This is a genomic window from Corynebacterium sp. KPL2830 (assembly GCF_040225635.1).
Lineage (GTDB): Bacteria > Actinomycetota > Actinomycetes > Mycobacteriales > Mycobacteriaceae > Corynebacterium.
Genome location: NZ_JBEHFR010000022.1, coordinates 18,482 through 36,609 on the forward strand (window position 1 = coordinate 18,482; position 18,128 = coordinate 36,609).

Consider the following 18,128-nt stretch of genomic DNA (forward strand, 5'->3'; position numbering starts at 1 on the left):
GGCCTTAACAGCTCGTCTCCCTAGAGTTATCCCATAACGAAACGGTAACGAATAAAGGTGTGCGTTACCGAGGGAATGGAGGAGACGATGACAATCAAGAATAAGTTATCTACAACCTTGGCGGTGGCCGCAGCCATAGTATTTCCTATTAGCGGGGGATTGGCGATAGCGTTTGCGGTAAATGCGGTGCCAGCAGAGACCATTGCCCAAGCAGCAACCGGGGATCCTTTAATCCTGCACCTCAAGTCCGTACTCGAGGTAGCAGCAGCAATAGCGTGGCGATAACGTGAAGACCCCATCCAAGCGCCGCTGCTGCTGCTAAAGTGCCAGGCATGTTGGTTGATGCCATTCGCCTGAAGTCCCTGCCGCGAGATTATCGCCGCAGCCTGCCTGCCTTCGATTACCTAGCAGATTTAAGGAGATTTTCCTTTACCCGCCCGGTGACGATTTTCGTCGGCGATAACGGCATAGGAAAATCCAGCCTCTTGGCCGCCATGGCAACGGATCTTGGGTGCTCTCCCAAGGGCGGCCGGATGGGGGATCCGGAAGCAATCTTGCCAGTAAGCCCGGTGGCCTGCGAGTGCACGGAGCTTATCCAGCGCGCTTATTTCCTGAGGGCGGAAACCCACGAATACCTGCTATCGCGCGAGCAATCCCCCGAGGAAACCGGCGGGCGTTCCACCCTGCCCACGCAGGTGGATGTGCAGGCCCGCTCGCACGGCGAGTCCGTCTTCGATGTGCTCTATGAGCGAGTCGATGGCGCTGGGGTCTATATTCTGGATGAACCAGAATCGGGCTTGTCCGTCGTCCGGCAATTGGCATTGATAGCGGAAATCGCCCAAGCCGTTGACCGCGGCGCGCAGGTATTTATCGCCACGCATTCACCCATTCTGCTGGGCTGCCCCAATGCCGATATCGTGGAATTAAATGACACCGGCTTCCAGCGCATTTCCTTTGATGAGGCCGAAGCCGTGGCCGCCACTAGGGAGTTCCTCGAAGACCCTGAGGGGACCATCAACTTTATCTTGGACCCAGACGCAGAAGATGCAGAGGCGGAGGACACAGAGGCGGCCGACATCACGGTGGACGAGGTCGAAAGGCCTGAATAGACCGCTAGGTTACTTCCACGATCCTCACTGATGGACCCGCGTAGCCGCCGCGCCGGCGCAGGATGTGGGTGATGACGACACCAGCCATGCCGCACAGCCATACGGCGAGGACGGCGAGTGAGGCGGAGGTGAAATCGGGCATGGAGTAATTGGGGGCATCGGCAGAGTGGTCCAAGACCATGCCGAATAATTGCGCGCCCAACATGCCGGAGGTAAACCCGCCCATATTGCCCAAGCCGGTGGCGGTAGCGACGACAGAGCGGTCCATGTTCTCGCGGATGATGTCGAAGCCATAATTTGACGTCGGCGTGCACAGCGCCAGGATAAAGGAGACCACGGTGATGGCCGCCAGACCCCCGCCGGTGCCGAAGGCGAAGAATAGTACCCAGGTCAGTACGTGCAGGCTTACGAACCCGAGCGCGACCCAGGGGCGGATATTCTGCGCGCGGGAGGAAATCCGGCCGTGCAAGGGTCCGACAAGAACCAAAAATACGGCCAAGAGGGTGAGCACGAGGCTGGCTTTGCCCTTGGATAGTTCCATGCCTTGGGTCATCATGGGCATGCCCCACAGCATGACAAAGACAATCAGCGGCAACATCCCGCTGTAGTGAATAAAGTATGCCTGCCAGGCGATGGGCGAGGTAAAGACCGCCTTTAAGCGCGCGCCGATGCTGCTGCCCTGGGAATTGGGCGGTTCCTTCTCCAGCGGAATAACCCCGAGCTTCTCTGGGGAGTCAGCGACCGCGACGGCGGCGGCAATGGCGACGAGGATGCCCACTGCACCCAGGGTCACGAACGCTGCGGTCCAACCCGCAGTCCCTAGCAACCAGAGGAAGGGGACGGCGGAAATGAATTGCCCCATCTGGCCAATGGAGGAGGTCACCTGGGTAAACATCGGCGTGCGGTGTAGCGGGAACCAGTAGGGCAGGATGCGCATCACCGACAGGAAGCCCGTGGCATCGCCGGCACCGATGAGCACGCGCGCGATGATGGCTACCCCGTAATTGCTGGTAAAACCGAGCATGACCTGGCCGACGCCCATGATGACTGCGCCTACCACGAGTAGGATTCGGGGGCCGAATTTATCGATCAGCATGCCGGTGGGGATTTGTGCGATGGCATAGACGCCCAATTGCACGGAGGTAAATACCGCGATGCGCCCGGCATCGACGTCGAAGCGCTCGATGGCATCGAGGCCGGCTACGCCGAAGGAAGACCGCCCGGTAATGGCTACGAGGTAGACCGCCATGGCCGCGACCCAAATCATTAACGCCTGGGTTGTGATAACTTCTCTTGGATTTGGCTGCGACATGGCTGATACCTTACGCGTTAACTACTAGGATTCATCTTGTGAAGTATATTTCGACCCGTGATACCACCGGCCAGCCCGCATCCTTTACGGATATCCTCTTGGGAGGGCTAGCGCCCGATGGTGGCCTATACCTGCCTGAAACCTACCCGCAACTGGACTCCGCCACGCTGGATACGTGGCGCACAGTGGCCAAAACTGACGGCTATGCCGCTCTTGCGGCTGAGGTAATCAAGCTGTTTATTGATGATATTCCAGAGGGAGATCTGGATAAAATCGCTGCCCGAGCATATACCAGCCCGAAGTTTGCCTCCCCGGAGATCGTCCCGGTCACTGAGCTTGGCGATGACCTCTTTATAGGCCACCTTTCCGAGGGGCCCACCGCTGCATTTAAAGATATGGCCATGCAGCTTTTGGGCGAGCTTTTTGAATACGAGCTCGCCCGCCGCGGGGAGACGCTGAATATTTTGGGCGCTACCTCTGGCGATACCGGCTCTTCTGCTGAGTACGCCATGCGTGGGCGCGACGGCATCCGCGTTTTCATGTTGACTCCGGCTGGGCGCATGACCGCCTTCCAGCAGGCGCAAATGTTTGGCCTGGATGATCCGAATATCTTCAATATCGCCCTCGACGGTGTCTTTGATGATTGCCAGGACGTGGTAAAGGCCGTCTCCAGCGATGCGGAATTTAAGGCCAACTACCGCATCGGCGCGGTCAACTCCATTAACTGGGCCCGCCTGTTGGCCCAGGTGGTTTACTATATTTCCTGCTGGATCAAGGTCACCGATAATAACGAGCAAAAGGTGTCCTTTAGCGTTCCTACCGGTAACTTCGGCGATATCTGCGCCGGGCATATCGCGCGCAGCATGGGTCTTCCCATCGATCGCCTCATCGTGGCGACGAACGAGAATAATGTATTGGATGAGTTCTTCCGCACCGGCAACTACCGCCCGCGGCCAGCCGCGGAAACCATGGCCACCTCATCGCCGTCTATGGATATTTCCCGCGCCTCCAACTTCGAGCGCTTCGCCTTCGATCTTTTAGGACGCGATGCCTCCCGCGTTGCGGATCTCTTTGGCACAAAGGTCAAAGAAGGCGGGTTTAACCTTGAAGAAGATCTCATTACGGCCGCGCGTGAAGACTACGGTTTCTTGTCCGGTTCCTCCACCCATGAAGACCGCCTCGCCACCATCAAGGACGTGAACGAGCGTTATGGTTACCTGGCGGATCCGCACACGGCCGATGGCATCAAGGTGGCGCGTGCGGCCCAAAAAGAGGGCGTGACGACGCCTATCGTCTGCTTGGAGACGGCACTGCCGGTAAAATTCAGCGAAACCATCACCGAGGCCATCGGGAGCGCGCCGCAGCCACCGGAGCGGTTTGCTGACATCTTGAACGCGGAGCGCCACGTGACGGATCTGCCCAACGATGCCGCAGCGGTCAAGGACTTTATTACCTCAAGCATCAAGAACACGGAGGTGTAGCCACCACATGGCATTAGAAAACTTCGCCGGACCGGAGCACTATACCGAATTTGATCCGGAAAAATTCATCCGCGACTTAAAAGCACAAGCAGAGGCGGATAAGGAAGAACAGGACAAGGACTCTGCAGGTGACGCGGGTACGGATAGCCAGTAGCCTGCTGGCAGCAGCAGGGCTGTTTACGGTGGCATCGTGTAGCACCGATGCCACCCAGCAGCAGGATGGGGTGGTTGCGCAATCCACCGACACGTCACCGCCGGCGCCGCCGAATGAATTTTATGAGCCCGCGGTGGTGCCGGTACCCCCAGGCGCCGCGCTGAATTTAACCACGAGTGACCCGCAGCCGGGCGAGTACTTTAACTTCCAGTCCTGCACCGCGGCGTGGTCCTTCGCGCTTGCCGATGGCCGCACCATCGCCGTGACAGCCTCCCATTGCGGCAAACCTGGCGATAAGGTCTGGGGCGGAACCGAAGAGGGCGATTTTGTATACCCAGCCGATCCGGTAGGCGAGGTGATTTATTCGGATTTCTTTGCCGAGGAGACCAACCACTTGGACGTTGCCTTCATCGAGCTGTACCGCGACGCGGACTACTTCACCCCAGGCGAGGTAGCCACCACCGTAGCGACGCAGCTGGACAAGCTGCCGGATGCGGTATGCAAGCTGGGCAGTTCCACCATTGTGACCTGTGGGAACGTGAAAAACGCGGTGGATTCCACACAACTGAATTACCAGGGTCTAGAACATGATTCCAATGCGGCCCTGGCGGAGATGTGCAGCGCGGTCGGGGATTCCGGCGGGCCCGTCTACGGCGATGTAGACGGCCGGCAGACCATCGTGGGGCTGGTCTCTGGAATCACCGAGCCCTTGGACGAGGGGCATAGCTGTGAAGACACGCAACAAAACATCGACGTGGCCTTTACCACCGCACCGGATATCCAGGAACTGGCGCTGAAGGTCCTCGGCCCCGTGGCATAAGACCAGCCAAGATTGGCTACGCTAGGTGGTATGCCAACGCCCGATTATATTGTGAAGCTGCGCGAATCCATCGGCCACGATCAGATCTTCGTCCCCGCGTGCAGCGCCATCATTCTCCGCGATGTACCAACCGGTGCGGCCCTGTGGGAGGTGCCGTCCGTACTTCTGGTCAAGCGCGCGGATAATGCCGTGTGGACCCCTGTGGAAGGCATTTGTGAGCCTGGCGAGGAGATTACGACCACCGCCTTGCGCGAGGTCAAGGAAGAGGTAGGCCTCGATGCCAAGGTGGAAGCGCTCCTTGGCGTTGGCCAGTCCGGCCCAGTGACCTATCCTAATGGCGATGAATGCATGTTCATGGGCACCGCGCTGCGCCTATCTGTCGCCGACGGCGCTGAGCCCGTCATTAGCGATGAAGAAAACACCGAAGCGCAGTGGTTCTCGGTGGCCCACCTTCCGGATAGCTTGTCGCGCCGCCATCGCCTGATGGTCGCGGATGCCGTGGCGCACCTCAAGCACCCGCAGGGGTTTTCTCCCCGCATGGGCTGGATGAAGCGCAGCGAGCAGCCCGGGCTCTAGCGCGTTTCCTCCGCGCCGATGAGTAGTTGCTTGAGCTCATCCGCGCTCTTCGCTACGACCAGCTCTTGAGCGATACATTCTTGAGCCTCCGCCGCGTCTTTATCGGATCCGCAGCAGATGACCGTGGCACCGATAGTCATCAGCAGCTTTCCCCGCCGCGCGAGCTCAAAAAATAGCTCGCAATCTTTTGGACCCCATTCCCAGGCGGTGCCATAGAAATCCTGGGCGCCATCGCCAAGCCAGGAGGTTTCAAGAACCAGGCCTGCTCGGCACAAAAAGACCCCGTCGCGCCGCAGACCGGCGAGCACTTCCCTCACCCCGGTAAGGTCCGCAGCATCCCAGGCGATGAAGGTAATAGGCGAAGAGCTCATAGCCCGATGATAGACGAGGAAAGACACCTCCTAGTGAGTCAGTTCTTTGCGCGTGCGGCCCTCCCAGAGCCAGCCTAAGAAACGCGCCGAGCACAGGCACCAGTGCGCGATAAGGAGCAGGGGAATGCTCAGCGCGACAACATCAAGCCATTCTGAACCATTGACCAATGCTGTCTGGTGCCCGCCCATGCTCACGGTGCCAGGCGGGAAGGTGCAGGCCCACCACGCAGGGGAGTAGGGAACCCAGCGCGCTGCTTGCGGATAGAAAGTCACCATCGCATAAAGCGATAGCGGGATGGCAATAGCAAGGGCAATAAGACCGTAGTACACGGAGATACTGCCGGGGTAGAGGATCTGCATTGCGGTGGTAGATTGCCCAACCACGCCTAGCGGCACCCACGCGGTGGCGGATTTACCACCACTAAAATCCACCGTGCCGTGCCAGGCCGCCCAGTAGACGTAGGCAAATACCGGGACTGCCGTCAGCAAGGACATGGCGAAGAGCGCGGTGCCCATGATGTGGTAGATCTGCCCATAATCGCGGGCCAGCCACCCGGCTACCGATGCCGAAATCATCGGCCCTACTAAGGGAAGGCCCCAGGTAAAGCGCGGCTGTCCATCGAAGCGGGTGAGCTGAATGCCCCACGTGATAACGGTGACGGGGCCACCGATCCAAAAGCCGACGAGGCGGAATACTCCAATGCCCGTCAACCCGGATAGTGCCGCCCCAAGCGCGAGGACGCCGATGAAAAACATGGACCATTCCGCCATGGTGGTCCGCTCAAACCGCGGACTGCGGTAGCGGGCGTAACCGGCAGTCAGCACGACGAAGATGGCGCATGCGAGTGCCGCAAATACACCTGCGGCAACGAGCATGTCTTCTTCAACCAACATGCGCGAGACGATGGAGGTGCCCATGAGGCTGCCGGCCCAGGCAGGACCAGGAGGGGGAAGTTGGCGGAATTTATCAGTCACTACCTAGATTCTAATTTCATCTAGAGCTTCTTACTTAGACTGAGCCGCTTTTAATTTGGTGAAAACCCTCATGCGTGCGCTGGAGAGCGTCCATCCTCAAAGTGGGCAGCGATTATGGCGAAGCTCTCGGATATACCTAGCAGTGCCACCGCAAGCAAAAGAAAGCAGCCACCTAAGCATTGGTTAGGTGGCTGCTTTGTAGAAAATGCAAGCTGAGAACTTGCAGTGACGGCTTAGCAGTCGAAGTAGAGCTCGAACTCCTGCGGGGTGGGACGCAGGCGCGCGGGGTTGATCTCGTTTTCGTACTTGTAGTTGATGTAGGTCTCGAGGAGATCCTCGGTAAATACATCGCCCTCGGTCAGGAAGTCCATGTCTTCCTTCAGCGCCTCCAGGGAAGCCTCCAGGGAGGTTGGTGCCTGCGGGATGGACTCAGCCTCTGCTGGCGGCAGCTCGTAGAGGTCCTTATCCACCGGGGCGTGCGGCTCAATGCGGTTCTTCACACCATCCACACCGGCCATCATCATGGCGGCAAAGGCCAGGTATGGGTTGCTGGATGGGTCCGGGGCGCGGAACTCGATGCGCTTAGCCTTCGGGTTGGAACCGGTAATCGGGATGCGGATCGCAGCCGAACGGTTGCGCTGGGAGTACACCAGGTTGATCGGCGCCTCGAAGCCAGGAACCAGGCGGTGGTAGGAGTTCAGCGTTGGGTTGGTAAAGGCGAGCACGGCGCCGGCGTGGTGGAGGATGCCGCCGATGAAGTAGCGGGCGATATCGGAAAGCCCGGCGTAGCCAGCCTCATCGTGGAAGAGGGGCTCGCCGTCCTTCCACAAGGACATGTGGGCGTGCATGCCAGAACCATTATCGCCAGCCAGCGGCTTAGGCATGAAGGTCGCGGTCTTGCCCCACTCCTGGGCGGTGCGCTTGACCACGTACTTGAAGGTCTGGATGTCATCGCCGGCGTGCAGCAGCGAGTTGAAGCGATAGTTGATCTCGTTTTGGGCCGCGCCCACCTCATGGTGGAAACGCTCGATCTGGAAGCCGACCTCTTGCAGGTTGGCCACGATGTCATCGCGGACCTCGCTGTGCTTATCGTACGGCGGGGTGGGAAAGTAGCCGCCCTTTACGCGGGTCTTGTAACCGGTATTGGGGGTGCCGTCCAAGTTGGTCTCGTTATCGCGGTTCCACCAGCCTTCGTTCGAGTCCACCTCATAGAAACCGTGTTGCATATCGGTGCCATAGCGCACGGAATCGAAGAGGTAGAACTCGGCCTCGGCGCCAAAGTTACAGGTATCGGCGATGCCCGTGGACTGCAAGTATTCCTCGGCCTTGCGGGCAATATTGCGCGAGTCACGGGTAAAAGGCTCAAAGGTAAAGGGATCGTGGACGAAGAACTTGATATTCAGGGTCTTCGCCGAACGGAAGGGATCGATATGCGCGGTGGCCGGATCCGGCAGCAGCGTCATATCGGATTCTTCAATGGTGGTAAACCCACGAATGGAAGAACCATCAAAGGCCAAGCCATTTTCGGCATCTTCTTCAGTAAATTCGCTGGCAGGGATGGAAAAGTGGTGCTCGGTGCCGGGGACGTCCGTAAAGCGGACATCCACGAACTTTACGTCCTCATCCTGAATATATTGGACGATGTCCTGCACTGTCTCGAAAGACAAGATTGCCTCCTGTTTGTTGGCCGATGAATTATCTGCCTATAGCCTACTAGTTTTATCCACCCAGCATGGCCATTGGCCTCGTTTCACTTCTGGGTGAGGGGCAACTAAATTGGTGAGCATGGCAGACAAGCGCACGTGGCTCGATGGGCCCAATATTCCGGGCGAATATGACGATGCAGGAACCCCCAGCCGGTGGCCAGGTGAAAACTTGGGCTTGCCGGAATCTGGACCTGGGTCCATGGCGTCGGTAGGCCGCCGCGCAGGCGCCGTAGCCATTGACTGGATCATTTGCATGCTGCTGGCCAACGTCATCCACATGGTCACCACGCAGCTCGGCGGCGTGTCCTTTTTGGGCTATGCGCTCTGGGCATTAATGGGCATCGTGTGCGGCTGGTTATTCGCACGCACCCCGGGCATGCTCATCCTTGGCATGGGCGTGGCCCGCTTGGATGTGCCTGGCGCGCAGGTGGGTTTCTGGCGCGCGGCAGTGCGCACGCTGCTTACCGGCGTCATCTTCCCAGCCGCCATGGTGGACGCGGACGGGCGCGGCATGCACGACCGGGCGACGGGCACCGTCGTTATCAACTCTTAGCGGCGCGCGGGGATAAGACCCGCGCACCGTAAAGCTACGAAAACCACTACAGTCCCTGCAACCTTTCCCAAGCGGGAGGTTGCAGGGACTGTTTGTGTTGTAGAGCAAGGCGAGAGCCGAAAGCCTAGCCAAGGCGAAGGGCTAACGGTGTGTTTAGCCCTTGCCCTTGCGCTGTTGCGCGCGGCGCATGCGGCGGTTCATGCCGGACATGTTCTGCGCCTGCTGCGGCATTGGGCCCTTGGGCATGCCCGGCATCGTCCCAGGCATGGAGTCCATGGCCTCAATGCGGCGGATATTGTCGTAGGTGGCGTTCTTATTGTAGTTGCGCGGCAGCTTCATGAGGTGGTTGCGCAGCTTGGATACAGGCACCTCGTCTTCGCCGGTGCCGACGTATACCTCATAGACTGGCACGCCGCCGGCAATCTTGTCCACGCGCTTTTTTAGCTGGTTAAGGGTGGGGCGAAGGCGGTTCTTATTGCCCTCGCACACGAAGATGACGCCCGCATTGCCGATGACTCGGTGGATTAGGTCCTGCTGGCGGGTGGCGGCGATGCCGGATTTTACGGACCATACAATGCCGACGGTATTGCGCAGCTGCTGCTCCAAGGCCCAACCGGCGGCGCCGGGCTGGTCTTCGACGCGCTTGTACATATCGCGTTCTAGGCGGCGGGTAAACAGGAACATCGCCAAAAGCGCGCCCAAACCCAAGCCGATAATCAGCATGAACCACTGGCCATTAAAGAGCGTGCCAATGAGGAAGAATAATAGGCCGACGCCGAGGAAGGCGGCCAGCATGATAGGGATGAGCGCCTTATCCTGCTTGCGCTGCAAATTGAATGCCTGCCACAACTGTGACCAGGTTTGCTTACGCTTTTGGCGCTTGGCCGCGCGTTCTTGCTTCTTGGCAGCTTTCAGGGCTGCTTTGTCATCTTTCGCCATGGTTCCTACTTTAAAGGTCAGGTGACAAAAATGTTAAACGGCCCCCGCAGATGGCGAGGGCCGAGTAGGAAAACTCCGAGGTTTTAGCGCACGGTTGCCGCGACCGAATTAGCATTGGCCGGAGTCTTGGCCATGCGGGTGGTCACCGGGGTTTCTTCCGAAGGGCCGTACTTATCCAGCAAGGTGGATGCCTCCTGGGCGGTAGCGCCCTGGGAGGTCTCCTTTAAGTGCTTGAGGTTCTCTGGCAATTCCCAGCCGCGCTTTTCCATGGCCTGGACGTATAGGCGTCCGGCGCGGTAGGAGGAGCGAACCAGCGGGCCGGACATGACGCCGCCGAAGCCCAGTTCCTTAGCCAGCTTGGAGTGAGCCACGAACTCTTCCGGGCGCACCCAGCGCTCGATGGGGTGGAAGCGCGGGCCGGGGCGCAGGTACTGGGTGATGGTGATGATGTCACAGCCAGCCTCGCGCAGGTCGCGCAATGCTTCCTCAACCTCGTCCTCGGTCTCGCCCATGCCCAAAATCAGGTTGGACTTGGTAATAAGGCCGTAGTCGTGGGCCTGGCGGATGACATCGAGGGAGCGCTCGTAGCGGAAGGCCGGGCGGATGCGCTTGAAGATGCGCGGCACGGTCTCCAGGTTGTGGGCGAATACCTCCGGCTGCGCCTCGAAGACCTCTTCGAGCAGGTCCGGCTTGCCAGAGAAATCCGGGGTGAGGTTCTCCACGCCGGTGTGCGGGTTGAGCTCGTGGATCTTGCGCACGATCTCCGCATACAGCCACGCGCCCTCATCCGGAAGGTCATCGCGGGTCACACCGGTAATGGTGGTGTAGTTGAGGTCCATTTCCTGGATGTTTTCGGCCACGCGGCGCGGCTCGTCGCGGTCGAGCGGTTCCGGCTTGCCGGTAGCAATATCGCAGAAGTCGCAACGGCGGGTGCACTTATCGCCGCCGATAAGGAAGGTTGCCTCGCGGGATTCCCAGCATTCGTGGATATTCGGACAACCGGCTTCTTGGCAGACGGTGTGCAGGGAAGCACCGGCCACGCGGGATTTCATGTCCTCATAGCCCGGTCCGGTGCGAACCTGGTTGCGGATCCACCGCGGCTTTTGTTCGATGGGCGACTCCGCATTTTTCTTTTCAATGCGGAGCATCTTGCGTCCTTCAGGCTTTACAGTCACAAATACTCACTTTATCGATCAAAGATGGTGATGGCTAATAGCTCTTCTTGGTTCAAGGCGCGCGGGCGCACAACTATTCCACGCTAGCCCCAAACTAGGGCCACGGGGCTTAAACCTGCGCTTGCCGACGCCGCTCCCGCGCCTTCTCATTCGCAATCTTCGTGGGATCGGGTGCGGAACCGAAACTGTGATCGGCGACGATGAGGCGGCCGGAGAGGGCATCATCAAGCGCCCGCAATAGCGGCTGTGAGGCTTCTTCCATCATGACCTCGCGGCCGAGTTCGAGCGACAGCGTGGTGATATCTGCATCATCGATGCCACAGGCCACGATGTGGTCGTAGTACTCCAGCGTATTGCTGCAGTTAAGCGCTAGGCCGTGCATGGTCACCCCGCGGGTAATGCGGATTCCCAGCGCGGCAATCTTGCGATCGCGTTGCGAGGCGGAAGGATCTTTAGCCTGGGTGGTAGAGGGAACCCATACCCCAGAGCGACCATCGATTCGGCCTGCGGTAGTCACGCCCATCTCGCGCACCGCCTGGATGGTGGCCTCCTCGAGGCGGCGGACATAATCGACAACATCGACAGGTTCCGCCAGCTTGATGATGGGGTAGAGCACCAACTGCCCTTCCCCGTGCCAGGTGATCCGCCCACCGCGGTCCACGGTGATAACCGGCAGATCGTTATCCGGCATGTCCTCAGGCTGCGTGCGCTTGCCCGCGGTGTAGATATTGGGGTGTTCGACCACTAAGACCACATCGTCCTGCGTGCCCTGCGCGCGCGCCGCCGCCACCTCCGCTTGATAATCCCATGCCTCTTGGTAATCCATGCGGCCCAAGTGGCGTATTTCAAGGGGGTTGTCCGAGGCGCGAATGGAGCGTTCAGCGGGAAAGAAAGGATCGCGTGGTGCAGTCATAATCTCTAGTGTCGTCTTCTTTGGTAGGGAAAAGCAAAGCGGGAGAATGCCATGGCATTCTCCCGCTTTATTTTATGTGCGAGGGGCGTCGAACTAACCGCCGTTTAGTCGAGGCCGTTAGCGGAAGCGTATTCGTCAGCCTCCATGAGCTCGCCTGCTTCATCCACCTCGACCTCGAAGAGCCAGCCTTCACCGAAGGGGTCGTTGTTGATGACGGCGTAGTCATCGTGCACGGCATCGTTGATGGCCTTCACGGTGCCGGTGACCGGGGAGAACAGGTCAGATACGGACTTGGTGGATTCGACCTCGCCACAGGAATCGCCGGCGGTGACGGTATCGCCAACCTCAGGCAGCTCTGCGAAGACGACCTCACCCAAGCGGTCTGCGGCAATGGAGGTGATGCCGATGCGAACGGTCTTGCCTTCTACGGCATCCTTGGCGGCGTTAACCCATTCGTGGTCTTCGGAGTAGGAAAAGTCTTGGGGCAGGTTAGACATGGTATGTAGTCCTTTCGGGCTGAATATTTAGGGTATTGGGGTGGCTTACTTATCGCGCTTGTAGAACGGCAACGCGGTTACTTCAAAAGGATAACGCTTGCCGCGGATTTCTACCTCTACCGCGGTGCCCGGTTCGAGCTCCGCGCTGGTATCAAGCAGCGCAATGGCCACTGGGTGGTCAAGCGTGGGGGAGGGCTGACCCGAGGTGACGGTGCCGACCTTGGTGTCATTGAGGAAAACCTCGGCGCCGGCGCGCGCGGCGCGGCGCTGATCCGAGGTGAGCCCGGAGATAACGACCTGCGGGCCCTCCTCGGCGCGCTTGCGGATGACCTCTGCACCGACGAAGTCCGCTTCTTTCTTGGCAAAGGCGCGCGACATGCCCGCTTCTACCGGGGTGATATCGCGGGAGAGCTCGTTGCCGTAGAGCGGCATGCCGGCCTCCAGACGCAGCGAATCGCGCGCGGCTAGGCCGCACGGCTTGATGTCATATTCCGCGCCCGCCTTGAGCAATTCTTCCCACAGCTGCGGGGCATCGGAGTTGTAGACGATGAGCTCGAAGCCATCCTCGCCGGTATAACCGGTGCGCGCGATGATGGCGAAGGTGCGCGCCACCTTGCCCATCGTGGCGGCGTAGTAGCCCAGCTCGTAGACGGCCTCTTGCTTATTGTCCTCTACCAGCGGGACGAGGATCTCCGCGGCCTTGGGGCCCTGCACGGCGATCATGGCAACGTCGTGGGACTCGTTCTTGAGCTCAACGTCAAAACCCTCGCAGCGCTTATTGAGCTCGTCCCAGACGGTATCGGCATTGCCGGCATTGGGTACAACGAGGAACTTGTCCTCCTCGAAGCGGTAAGAGATCAGGTCATCGATGATGCCGCCGTCTTCAGCGGTGATCATGGAGTACTTGGCCTTGCCCACCTTCAGCGAATCCAAGTTCGAGATGAAGGAGTAGGACAAGAACTTGCCGGCGTCGGGTCCATTGACCCAGATTTCTCCCATGTGGGAGAGATCAAACAGGCCGGCGCTGGTGCGAACGGCGCGGTGTTCTTCCAGCTCGCTGTTGTACTTCAGCGGCATATTCCACGGCCCAAAGGCCGTGAAGGTAGCGCCGAGTTCCTCATGCTTGGCATTGAGCGGGGAGGTTAGAAGTTCGGTCATTGTTACTCCTCGGAATCGTCGATCTCGAATGCTTCTGGCGGCGGGCAGCTGCACACCAGGTTGCGGTCGCCGTAAGCCTCATCGAGGCGGCGAACCGGTGGGAAATACTTGTAGCTATGCAATAGGGATTTGACCGGCCACGCGGCCTTGTCGCGGCCGAAGGAGTACTCCCAGTTATCGGTTGCTACCGACTCAGCCGTAAACGGTGCGTGGTGGATAACGGAGTCCTCGTAGGCCACCTCACCGTCGATGATCTCCTGGATTTCGGCACGGATGGTGCGCATGGCTTCGATGAAGCGATCCAGCTCGCCCTTGTCTTCAGACTCGGTGGGCTCAATCATCAAGGTACCGGCCACGGGGAAGGCCAGGGTGGGGGCGTGGAAGCCGAAGTCAATGAGGCGCTTGGCCACATCGGCGGCGGTGACCCCGGAGGCATCGGTAAGCTCGCGCAAATCGATGATGCACTCGTGTGCCACCAAGCCCTCGTTGCCGGTGTAGAGGACGGGGAAGTATTCGTTGAGCGAGGCCGCCAGGTAGTTAGCGCCCAATACTGCGTGGCCGGATGCGGCGGCGAGGCCCTCGGCACCGGTCATGGCCAGGTAAGCCCAGGAAATGGGCAGGACGCCGGCGGAGCCGTACTTGCTGCCGGTAATGGGAACGCCCTGGCCAACAGGGGTTTCCGCGGTGGCATCAAGCTCAGGGGATGCGGCATCGCTGGGTAGGAAAGGGATGAGGTGTTCTGCCACAGCCACCGGGCCAACGCCCGGGCCGCCGCCACCGTGCGGAATGGTGAAGGTCTTGTGCAGGTTGAGGTGGGAGACATCGCCGCCGAAATCGCCTGGGCGTGCCCAGCCGGTCAGCGCGTTCATGTTGGCGCCATCGATGTAGACTTGGCCGCCGACCGCGTGCACCTTATCGCACACATCGCGCACCTCGGGGTCGAAGACGCCGTGGGTGGAGGGGTAGGTAACCATGATGCCGGCGATGTGGTTGCCGTGCTTTTCGATCTTTTCTTCCAAGTCCGCGACGTCAATGGGTCCGTCCTCGGCGGTCTTGACCACGGCGACGCGCAGGTTAGCCAGGGTGGCAGAAGCGGCGTTGGTGCCGTGCGCGGAGGCCGGGATGAGCACGACATCGCGCTCATTATCGCCATTGGCCACGTGGTAGCGGCGAATGGCCAGTAGACCCGCCAACTCGCCCTGGGAGCCGGCATTCGGCTGGATGGAGACCTTGGCATAGCCGGTAAGCTCGGCGAGCCAGCCTTCGATCTCTTCCACCAACGCGCGCCAGCCCGCCGTGGTTTCTTCTGGGGCATACGGGTGGATGCCCGCGAATTCTGGCCAGGAGATGGGCTCCATGGCCGCGGTGGGGTTGAGCTTCATGGTGCACGAGCCCAGCGGAATCATGGAGCGGTCCAGCGCCAAGTCCTTGTCCGCGAGCTTGCGCAGGTAGCGCAGCATCTGGGTCTCAGAATGGATGGAGTGGAAAATCTCGTGCTCTAGCGGTTCCTCGGCACGCTGCAGGTTCTCCGGCAGGTCAAAGTTTGCTTCAGCCGGGGTGGCGCCGAAGGCCTCTGCCAAGTGTGCGACATCGCGCTGCGTAGCGGATTCACCGAAGGATACGGATACCTTGTCGGTTCCGATTGCGCGCACCAAGTAGCCCGCATCCTGCAGATCGGCCTTGATCTTCTGGGCGTCAACACCGCAGACGGTGACGGTATCGAAGAAGTGCTGCGATGTAATCTCCAAACCAGCATCCACGATGGACTGGGCGAAGGAGGAGGACAAGCTGTGCACGCGCTCGGCGATGTCCTTGAGTCCCTTCGGCCCATGGTAGACGGCATACATCGAGGCCACATTGGCCAAAAGTGCCTGGGCAGTACAAATATTGGAGGTCGCGCGCTCGCGGCGGATGTGCTGCTCGCGGGTCTGCAGCGCCAAGCGGTAGGCCGGGCGGCCATCTGCATCCTTGGAGACGCCGACGATGCGGCCCGGCATCTGGCGCTTGAGCTTATCCGTTACCGCCATGTAGGCAGCGTGCGGGCCGCCGAAGAAGAGGGGCACACCAAAGCGCTGGGACGAGCCCAAGACGATATCTGCACCCAAGTTTCCGGGGCCTTCCAGAAGCAGCAGGGACAGCGGGTCAGTGACCACGGAGGCCAGCGCGCCGCGGGTGTGCAGCTCTTCAATCACGCCAGAGGGATCGAAAATTTCGCCTTCGGTGCCGGTGTAGGCGATGACAGCACCGATGAGATCTTCACCCACCAAGCCCTCGCGCACGTCCACGATCTCTACCTCGAGGTCAATGGCGCGGGCGCGCTCAGCGGCAACGGTGAGCACCTGCGGGTGGAGGCGGGAGTCCAGCACGACGCGGCGGCCCTTCTTCACCGCGCGGGACATCAAACCGACCGCCTCGGCGGTAGCGGAAGCCTCATCCAACAGGGAGGCATTCGCGATGGGCAGCCCTGTAAGAGACTCGATCATGGTCTGGAAATTGAGCAAGGCCTCCAAACGGCCCTGGGAAATCTCGGGCTGGTAGGGGGTATACGCGGTATACCAGCCGGCATCCTCAAGCAGGCCGCGGCGGATGACGGCCGGGGTCAGGGTGTCTGAGTAGCCCTGGCCATAGAAGGGCTTCAGCACGGTGTTTTGGTTGGCGAACTCCCGCAAAGCGGCCTGTGCCCCGTCTTCAGAGAGTGCTTCTGGGAGGTGGGGAAGTTCCGTAGCGCGGATCTTGGGTGGAATGGCGGCATCGACAAGCGCCTGCACGCTGTCGTAGCCCACCGTGCCGAGCATGGCGGCCTGCTCGGAAGAATCCGGCCCTAGGTGGCGGGAGATGAAATCCATCTGTGAGGTCTCCTTCATCGGGTGCAATGGTCTTAACCGCCCCTAAGTATATGTTTAGCAACCGGTAAAAACAGCGACCTTGAGAAACTTTTATGCAGCCACTCACCGATGGAAATGTGTCGTAGCCCGCTTACCTCCCACTTAGTGAAATATGCCCTGTAGTGCGGGGATAAAACTCCTCTGATATTTGTGCCGGAAGTTCTCCCGCCACACCCCCGCGGAGTACCCCAGGCATGACAAAACCTCCCGTCCCCTTCGCGTTGAAGGAGCGGGAGGTATGCCAGTTAGCTAACTGCTTTTAGATATCGAGGTCAGCCTCGAAGTCTGCAGTCTCCAGGCGGTCCTTGATGGTGGTGATGAAGCGACCAGCGTCTGCACCATCGATGACCTGGTGGTCGTAGGTGAATGGCAGGAAGCACATCTGGCGGATGGCGATGGCATCCTGGCCGTTCTCGTTGACCACGACGGCGCGCTTCTGGATAGCCGCGGTACCCAGGATTCCGGCCTGTGGCGGAACCAGGATCGGGGTATCGAGCAGGGCGCCCTCGGAACCGATATTGGTCACGGTGAAGGTGGCACCGGTCAGGTCATTCGGCTTCAGCTTGTTATTGCGGGCCTTATCAGCCAGCTCTGCAATCTGCTGCGCGATTTCCGGCAAGGACAGGTTCTGTGCCTTGTGGATGACCGGGGTGAGCAGACCCTTCGGGGTGTCTACGGCGATGGCGACGTTGACATCCTCGTGGTAGGTCATCTCCTTGGTCTCTGGGTCATAGGAGGCGTTCACGTTCGGGTGGGAGACCAAAGCCTCCGTGGTGGCCTTCACGATGAAAGGCAGGAAGGACAGGTTAGCGCCGTACTTATCAATGAACGCCTGCTTGTTCTTCTTGCGCATATCCCAGATAGGAGTCATGTCGACTTCCTGCACGTGGGTAAGCTGTGCGGAAATCTGCAGCGCTTCCACCATCTTGGTAGCGGTGATTTCGCGGATGCGGTTGACCTTCTGGGTGGTGCCGATAAGCTCCTGCTTTTCCGGATCCACGGACTTGGTGGACCAGCGTGCGCGTGGGGAGTCAGCAGCCTTCTTGCCGTCGCCTGCCGATGCCTTCGCATCGCCCTCACCAGCAGCGGCAAGGACGTCCTGCTTGCGGATGCGTCCGCCCACACCGGTGCCCTCAATGGAATTGAGGTCCACGCCGTGCTTATCCGCCAGCTTGCGAACCAACGGGGTGACGTATGGAACGTTATCGCCGTTGTTGACCTTGGTGGAGGTGTTCAGGGAAGAATCCTGCTTCGGTTCTTCCTTCTTCTCCTCCTTGGCAGGCTCGCCCTTGTCTTCCTTCTTCTTGTCAGACTTAGGCTCTTCCTTCTTGTCCTCGGACTTGTCGTCGTCGGAGTCGGAGTCATCGGAGGATGGTGCGGCGTTTTCGTCGCCGACGCGGGCGATGGCTTCGCCGACCTCGATGGTTTCGTCTTCTTCGGCGAGGATTTCTACCAGGGTACCGGCAACGGGGGAGGGGATTTCGGTGTCGACCTTGTCGGTGGA

17 protein-coding genes are annotated in these 18,128 nt (G+C 59.8%); 6 read left to right on the forward strand and 11 right to left on the reverse strand.

The annotated features are described in order from the left end of the window. Positions 1-332 precede the first annotated feature (332 nt). Positions 333-1,109 carry an AAA family ATPase gene (locus ABRP87_RS08470; RefSeq protein ID WP_349868331.1) on the forward strand — a complete coding sequence of 259 codons (777 nt, stop codon included), beginning with the start codon at positions 333-335 and terminating at the stop codon, positions 1,107-1,109. A 4-nt stretch (positions 1,110-1,113) separates the two neighbouring features. Here ABRP87_RS08470 and ABRP87_RS08475 read toward each other — a convergent pair whose 3' ends face one another. Next, positions 1,114-2,421: an MFS transporter gene (locus tag ABRP87_RS08475; protein WP_349864267.1), complete on the reverse strand. Its 1,308-nt coding sequence runs from the start codon at positions 2,419-2,421 to the stop codon at positions 1,114-1,116. Positions 2,422-2,459: 38 nt separating this feature from the next. Between ABRP87_RS08475 and thrC the strand changes: the two genes are divergently transcribed. From thrC to ABRP87_RS08495, 4 genes are read left to right on the forward strand one after another with little or no spacing between them, the layout of a single operon-like run. Continuing rightward, positions 2,460-3,902: a threonine synthase gene (thrC, locus tag ABRP87_RS08480; protein WP_349868332.1), complete on the forward strand. Its 1,443-nt coding sequence runs from the start codon at positions 2,460-2,462 to the stop codon at positions 3,900-3,902. Between the two features lie 7 nt (positions 3,903-3,909). Further along, positions 3,910-4,056, forward strand: a complete 147-nt coding sequence (locus tag ABRP87_RS08485; RefSeq protein WP_005278279.1) for a hypothetical protein — start codon at positions 3,910-3,912, stop codon at positions 4,054-4,056. 28 nt (positions 4,057-4,084) lie between these two features. Continuing rightward, positions 4,085-4,876, forward strand: coding sequence for a trypsin-like serine protease (locus ABRP87_RS08490; RefSeq protein WP_349868333.1), 792 nt, complete (start codon positions 4,085-4,087; stop codon positions 4,874-4,876). A 30-nt stretch (positions 4,877-4,906) separates the two neighbouring features. After that, positions 4,907-5,452, forward strand: coding sequence for an NUDIX hydrolase (locus ABRP87_RS08495; protein ID WP_349868334.1), 546 nt, complete (start codon positions 4,907-4,909; stop codon positions 5,450-5,452). Here ABRP87_RS08495 and ABRP87_RS08500 read toward each other — a convergent pair. The 3 genes from ABRP87_RS08500 to glnA form a co-directional block, all read right to left on the reverse strand. Further along, positions 5,449-5,823: a hypothetical protein gene (locus ABRP87_RS08500; protein WP_349868335.1), complete on the reverse strand. Its 375-nt coding sequence runs from the start codon at positions 5,821-5,823 to the stop codon at positions 5,449-5,451. The genes ABRP87_RS08495 and ABRP87_RS08500 overlap by 4 nt on opposite strands. Positions 5,824-5,853: 30 nt before the next feature. Then, a complete protein-coding gene (locus ABRP87_RS08505; protein ID WP_349868336.1) occupies positions 5,854-6,798 on the reverse strand; it encodes a TDT family transporter in 945 nt (314 codons plus the stop codon). Between the two features lie 233 nt (positions 6,799-7,031). Next, on the reverse strand, positions 7,032-8,465 hold the full coding sequence (glnA, locus tag ABRP87_RS08510) for a type I glutamate--ammonia ligase (protein WP_239269732.1): 1,434 nt from the start codon (positions 8,463-8,465) through the stop codon (positions 7,032-7,034). A gap of 118 nt (positions 8,466-8,583) precedes the next feature. Here glnA and ABRP87_RS08515 point away from each other — a divergent pair, with 118 nt between their 5' ends. Continuing rightward, on the forward strand, positions 8,584-9,057 hold the full coding sequence (locus ABRP87_RS08515; RefSeq protein WP_239269733.1) for an RDD family protein: 474 nt from the start codon (positions 8,584-8,586) through the stop codon (positions 9,055-9,057). A gap of 153 nt (positions 9,058-9,210) precedes the next feature. On the opposite strand, the gene ABRP87_RS08520 is transcribed toward ABRP87_RS08515, so the two are convergent. From ABRP87_RS08520 to sucB, 7 genes are all read right to left on the reverse strand, one after another. Next, positions 9,211-9,996 carry a DUF4191 domain-containing protein gene (locus ABRP87_RS08520; RefSeq protein WP_005283977.1) on the reverse strand — a complete coding sequence of 262 codons (786 nt, stop codon included), beginning with the start codon at positions 9,994-9,996 and terminating at the stop codon, positions 9,211-9,213. Positions 9,997-10,079: 83 nt separating this feature from the next. Then, positions 10,080-11,144 carry a lipoyl synthase gene (lipA, locus tag ABRP87_RS08525; protein WP_349868342.1) on the reverse strand — a complete coding sequence of 355 codons (1,065 nt, stop codon included), beginning with the start codon at positions 11,142-11,144 and terminating at the stop codon, positions 10,080-10,082. Positions 11,145-11,280: 136 nt separating this feature from the next. Next, positions 11,281-12,084, reverse strand: a complete 804-nt coding sequence (gene lipB / locus ABRP87_RS08530; protein WP_349868337.1) for a lipoyl(octanoyl) transferase LipB — start codon at positions 12,082-12,084, stop codon at positions 11,281-11,283. A 104-nt stretch (positions 12,085-12,188) separates the two neighbouring features. After that, entirely contained in the window at positions 12,189-12,581 is a 393-nt protein-coding gene (gene gcvH, locus ABRP87_RS08535; protein WP_349868338.1) for a glycine cleavage system protein GcvH, read from the reverse strand. Between the two features lie 45 nt (positions 12,582-12,626). Next, positions 12,627-13,739: a glycine cleavage system aminomethyltransferase GcvT gene (gene gcvT / locus ABRP87_RS08540; RefSeq protein ID WP_349868339.1), complete on the reverse strand. Its 1,113-nt coding sequence runs from the start codon at positions 13,737-13,739 to the stop codon at positions 12,627-12,629. Between the two features lie 2 nt (positions 13,740-13,741). After that, the gene (gene gcvP / locus ABRP87_RS08545; RefSeq protein ID WP_349868340.1) at positions 13,742-16,585 is read right to left on the reverse strand and encodes an aminomethyl-transferring glycine dehydrogenase; all 2,844 of its coding nucleotides are present in this window, start codon (positions 16,583-16,585) and stop codon (positions 13,742-13,744) included. Between the two features lie 298 nt (positions 16,586-16,883). Further along, on the reverse strand, positions 16,884-18,128 hold a 1,245-nt coding region (sucB, locus tag ABRP87_RS08550), incomplete at its 5' end, for a 2-oxoglutarate dehydrogenase, E2 component, dihydrolipoamide succinyltransferase (RefSeq protein ID WP_349868341.1).